Genomic DNA, 1,885 nt, shown 5'->3' on the forward strand with positions numbered 1-1,885 from the left:
AACTCAAGTGATGAGAGAAGCCGTCCTCAAAAAGTTTCTAACTCATGCCGATATTAGAGAAATTCTTTTGGCCACAAGCGACCAACTTATTGTAGAAAATTCTCCTACCGATTATTTTTGGGGCTGTGGAGCCAAGAACACAGGTCAAAATTATCTTGGTAAAATCCTAATGAGCGTGCGTGAAGACCTCCGTACTTTACCGTCCTTGTCAAGGATTTCGGAATCTTTGAGATTTGAAGTTTCAAATTGATCCTTCCCACCTATCCGGTAAAACTGGGGCATTTCACGGTTCGCGGGAAGTAGTCATTCTTCTCACAAATCTTTGATTAACAAGTCCAGAGATTGTACCCGTAGGTATATATTAATCTTGGTGCAATTATTCCATATTTTGGCAAATCTCATGAAACAGCTCCTCAACCAAGTATGTAATTTGAAAAATAGTATCAAATTGCTATTTCTGCCACTTGTGATGGTAGTTCTCGCTTCTTCTCTGTTTGTTATGCCTGCTTTGGCTACAAGTGTGTATCAAATACCAGATATCACACCTGGTAGCACTTGGGTTGTCGATCAAGGTGAAGTTATCAGCCGTTCCAACGAAGGCAAGATTAGCAGCGCTTTTGAGAACTTGGCAAAACAAACAGGAAATGAAGTCAGATTTGTTACAGTTCGCCGTCTTGACTATGGTGAAACTCCTGAAAGCTTCACAAAACAACTATTTGAAAGATGGTTTCCCACAAAAGAGCGCTCGGCAAATCAAACACTACTGATGATTGATACCTTAACTAACGGTATCTCAATCGTTACTGGTGACAAAGTACAATCTTTGATGTCAGATGACATTGCTAAAAGTGTAGCTTATGAAACTTTGACAGCACCATTACGGGACGGCAACAAGTACAATCAGGCGTTTTTAGATGCAAGCGATCGCTTAGTCGCCGTCCTATCTGGCGAACCCGATCCAGGACCACCCCAAATTGCTGAAAAAGTACAGGTAGAAGGCACTTTCACAAAAGCAGAAGACACCGACCAAGGTAATGCCACTGCTTGGGTGATCGGGCTTCTCATTGCTGCAACCATTATCCCGATGGCAACATACTACGTTTACCAGATTAATCAGCCATCATCTAATGGGTAATAGGGAGTGGTGAGTGGGGAGTAGTGAGTGGGGGATGAATAAATCTTTTTCATACCCCTATTCCCCATTAGCCATTCCCTACTCCCCAATTAGTCCTGAACATACTCTTGCCCTGTCACCAAAGCAATCTCGGCGCGGATGAATTCCCGACCTAAGTAAGCAGCGTGGTCTAGCTGAGTGACCGGACAGGGTTGAGTTTGCTCAAAGATTCTAACGCAGAGTTCTTTTGCTGTTCTGCCACTGAAGACTATAGTGTGAGTTCGTTCTACTTTTCCCCGTGCGGGAATCACTTGCCCTGTTTCAGGATCGACCGCTAAACCGCGATCGTCAATAACATTTGTATAATGCTTGGCACAAATTAAACCTTCTTCCCGATTCAGGTAAATAATGAAATACCCACTTGGGTCAAGATCGATATGACGCTGAGAAAGCTTTTCATCAATTACCGCTAAATCTGAAACAGTCAAATCCATATTCTCCTTAAAATTAACATTCAAAAATTGGAGTTTTTACCTTTACATAACCTCTTCTTAAGTTTAGATCTTTGCCTGAACTAAGTAGATCCGCAAAAATCTAAACAGTTATATAAAAAAGAAATGCAAAACTCACTAGTCACTGGTCACTGGTCATTGGTCACTGGTCATTGGTCACTGGTCATTGGTCACTGGTCACTGGTCACTGGTCACTGGTCACTGGTCATTGGTCACTGGTCACTGGTCACTGGTCACTGGTCACTGGTCACTGGTCACT

The 1,885-nt window shown here is 42.6% G+C and carries 3 protein-coding genes; 2 read left to right on the top strand and 1 reads right to left on the bottom strand.

What is annotated here, in order from left to right:
* Together WA1_RS51870 and psb32 are read left to right on the top strand one after the other, a co-directional pair.
* A partial coding sequence (locus tag WA1_RS51870) for an NADAR family protein (protein ID WP_148663125.1) occupies window positions 1-250 on the top strand: 250 nt, incomplete at its 5' end.
* A 150-nt stretch (window positions 251-400) separates the two neighbouring features.
* A complete protein-coding gene (psb32, locus tag WA1_RS51875) occupies window positions 401-1,135 on the top strand; it encodes a photosystem II repair protein Psb32 (protein WP_017745511.1) in 735 nt (244 codons plus the stop codon).
* 89 nt (window positions 1,136-1,224) lie between these two features.
* On the opposite strand, the gene WA1_RS51880 is transcribed toward psb32, so the two are convergent.
* Window positions 1,225-1,608, bottom strand: a complete 384-nt coding sequence (locus tag WA1_RS51880) for a DUF4346 domain-containing protein (RefSeq protein ID WP_017745512.1) — start codon at window positions 1,606-1,608, stop codon at window positions 1,225-1,227.
* Window positions 1,609-1,885: the final 277 nt, after the last annotated feature.

It is taken from the genome of Scytonema hofmannii PCC 7110 (genome assembly GCF_000346485.2).
In the GTDB taxonomy this organism is placed as follows: domain Bacteria; phylum Cyanobacteriota; class Cyanobacteriia; order Cyanobacteriales; family Nostocaceae; genus Scytonema; species Scytonema hofmannii.